The organism is Parashewanella curva (genome assembly GCF_003675895.1).
GTDB lineage: Bacteria > Pseudomonadota > Gammaproteobacteria > Enterobacterales > Shewanellaceae > Parashewanella > Parashewanella curva.
This window is the reverse complement of the sequence record NZ_ML014912.1, coordinates 1-3,219: the sequence shown is the minus strand read 5'-3', so window position 1 is coordinate 3,219 and position 3,219 is coordinate 1. Positions and strand designations below refer to the sequence as shown.

General features: G+C 37.6%; 4 protein-coding genes. 3 read left to right on the top strand and 1 reads right to left on the bottom strand.

Going from position 1 to position 3,219, the window contains the following annotated elements:
* Positions 1-232 precede the first annotated feature (232 nt).
* Positions 233-397: a hypothetical protein gene (locus tag D5018_RS21865; RefSeq protein WP_165905145.1), complete on the bottom strand. Its 165-nt coding sequence runs from the start codon at positions 395-397 to the stop codon at positions 233-235.
* A gap of 438 nt (positions 398-835) precedes the next feature.
* On the opposite strand from D5018_RS21865, the gene D5018_RS21050 reads away from it, so the two are divergent.
* The 3 genes from D5018_RS21050 (at position 836) to D5018_RS21040 (ending at position 2,922) form a co-directional block, all read left to right on the top strand.
* Positions 836-1,090, top strand: coding sequence for a hypothetical protein (locus D5018_RS21050; RefSeq protein WP_121840930.1), 255 nt, complete (start codon positions 836-838; stop codon positions 1,088-1,090).
* A 110-nt stretch (positions 1,091-1,200) separates the two neighbouring features.
* Complete coding sequence (locus D5018_RS21045) at positions 1,201-1,674, top strand: hypothetical protein (protein WP_121840929.1); 474 nt, start codon at positions 1,201-1,203, stop codon at positions 1,672-1,674.
* A 681-nt stretch (positions 1,675-2,355) separates the two neighbouring features.
* A complete protein-coding gene (locus D5018_RS21040; RefSeq protein WP_121840928.1) occupies positions 2,356-2,922 on the top strand; it encodes a hypothetical protein in 567 nt (188 codons plus the stop codon).
* Positions 2,923-3,219: the final 297 nt, after the last annotated feature.

The window sequence follows — 3,219 nt, the reverse complement described above, 5'->3', positions numbered from 1 at the left end:
TATTAAAACTAAGGTCGTTAAGGTCGAGTGGTGATCTCGAAAAATATTGGGAATATCACAAAAAGCAATCCAAACAGAGGTTATACGGATGTTGATAACTGTGTCGATTTAAAAGACCCACACCCAAATCATATAGAGCAATAAGTCTACATATAATAAAATTAACTACTTGGCGTTTTCCTCTTACGAGTCTTGTAGTTATTATCTGATAATTTAGATCGGGAATAACAGCTCATTTATTGTACTGCAGACACTGATTTTGCGGCGTGTCGTTATTACCATTACCTGTTCCGTCACCATAATATCTGCAATAAGGGTTAAGTGTTGTTCCTGTACATTCTACTTTACCGCCATTACAAGAAGGTAATGTATATGAAGTTCCTAACATCATGTACATGGTAATGTCTCGTCAAACCACCACATTCATTCAGATTTCAAACATTAGATACAATCGCTTATTCCATTTTCTTTTACTTAATGAATTTTCAATCGTAATAATAAATTAACTTTCGTTCACAAAAAGAGACTTATTTTAATGACTTTGTTTATATGTGAAATAGCACCACACCGCAAAAACAGACAACAAACCGCCATCGCCAGCCCCAGCAAACAAATTACTAGAGCTAAGCATTAACCTCGCAACAGGCCAACCAGAAGTAACTGCACCACCGAGTGATGAGCATGAAAAAATCACTAGTGATGGCCTATCGAAAGGAATGGTTACGGCTTGCGCAGTAGTCGGAGGGGTTGCGTCTATAAAAATCGTGACGTGGCGAAAAGTTATAATGTGGAATCAGCCACCGACACTACAATCAGAACGTTAGGAGTAACTACAGTGAACGTAGGCAAATTTGACAATCTTGATCTATTTATTGAAGCTGTATTTCAAGGTCAAGGTCAAGGTCAAGGGGAAGAAAACACGGATAAATATATCACAATTGGAGAATGCAATTATCAGATCCTTTTTTTAGATGGTAGATACGAATTAGGCGTTAATCCAAATCGTGAATATTTCGATGCAGAAATGGAAACTGGTTTTGAGCTTAGAGACTTTTTAATTATCTTAGAGCTAAACCGTGATCTCCATTAACCGTTATTTATTCCCACTCGGAAACCATTCATAAAAGGTCGCTTCCCATAGATAAAGCCAGCAATGCTTTTGTTCTTCAAGATGCAATCACTTTTAAGGAGTAACCACCAATGAAAACTTTATTATTACTCGCTTCATTGTCAGCGCCAGCTATGGCAACGCCTGTTAAAACGTTTGGTGATTGGCAAGTTATCAACAGCAACGGAGATTTAATCGCCACTACTCAACCGATAACCCCTTCTAGTCATGTTTTGATGATTGGTTGTAATCCTGTTCACCGCAACTGTTATATGAAATATACGCAAACACAAGGTTGTGATGAACCTAATAACAATAAGCGTCATATAAATTGGACCGCTCCAGATAGTAATTATAGTTGGAGTTATCCAATGTTATGTGATTATGATCACCAGTGGACGGTCATTTCTTTTTATGAAAATTCTCTGCCTAGTTTTGTTCACGGCACAACACCCTTTCAAGTGGGTTTTGCCGATGATCCCAACTCTGTTAATACCTACAGCACTAATGGCGCAGTAGACGCTATGAGATATGTTTGGGGGTCGGTAAGTAACTTTAATCACTGAGGGTTTAGAAAGCTATCAAAAGTGCCACAATTGCCATAAACCCACATTAGACGTGTGGCAAGAGGAAAAATGTAGCATCCTCCCTTAAGCTCATACTTTGGCTCATGCAGTAAAAGTAATCTAACCAACGTTCTCTGTGGTGCAATCTCGCAAGAAGAGTTCCTTTAGGTACCACAGAGGTTAAGGCACCTAGGGTTCGATTGCTTTAAAACTCAACATATCTTCTTTTAAATTTATATGATTGAGCTTTCCGAAACTAAGGTAGCTTATATTATCCGTAATGCGCTAATGTCCATTGCCGAGTCAGCTGTGAACGTAACCTAGCTCGAAAATGCCCCATTCTGAGTTTGGGCGTGCCTATTTCCATCTCTCAAAATCCATAGCAGCATAGTCACCTAGCGCAATTTTCCATTTTTTACTAACACCATAACTTTAGCCATATCATTACGATTAAAAACTGTTCATGTTTGTAGATTTTAATACCTCACATTTGCTTTAATTTCTGACCGTTAACAACCAAAGGTTATTAATCTTAAATGCTGCAGAAAAGGGTAAGTTATGGATATTTCAGCTTTATTATTAGCCAGATTTGAGCAAATAGCAAAAGGCGGTGAACTCTCGATAGCTTTTCATGCTAAGCCTGAAATCAAGACAATAATACCCAATGAATGAGAGAATAAAATGACTGTAACAGCAAACACATTAGGGCTAAACTTAAATCCAGATAACTGGTTAGCATTACTGCAAACGGGGCAGCGGGTCAGAATAAATAACAATGATTATGAAGTTTACGAGAATATAGAAAGACGTACTATTGGGAATTGCATATTAATGGAGGGGCAGAGAGTCATCATAACAACTACAGAGTCTCCTTCAATTCGGTATAAACAAAAGCGCGACGCAGTCAAAGCAGGGCTTTGCTCTTTAACAGAAATTGAGCGTACGGAAATAAGTAAGCATTTTGCAGAGTTGATTTTCGAGCTGAATCGCTCAGGAGGGTTAGCTTGGAAAATTATGGATAAAAAAGTATTCGACCACGCAAAGTCGGATTTGGATAGGGTTAATTATGTTTTACAACGAATTGTTATTAATGTTGATCAAGACACTTATATCGCGTATGAATCGTTACTCTATTTTCTAAAAAACAGGTCGAGCTTGAACGCCATTCATTTGAGGTTGATTCAAAATTATCAGTTAAGTTCTTTCCTCCCCCAATTAGGTTATACAATTTGCCCGCTCACGAACTAAGATGTCAGTTACAAGGCATAACCTAACTTTAAGAGTGCGAGTTAATTTTAGTAAATCGGCTTGCAATCTCTCAATAAAAGAGCGGAAAAGTTAATGCTGCTTCTGCAATCTGTCCATTGAGAAGTCCGTTTTGAGCACAGGCTGACACGAAAATGCCCCGAAATGATTTAAGGCATTTACTTTAATGTTGTTCTATGATTATTACTCCCAAATTATTTACATGAACATTAGATTTTAAATTAAATTCACTTAAAAGAAATTGACTGAATTCGTCACGCAGTTTTTGACCTAAATTAA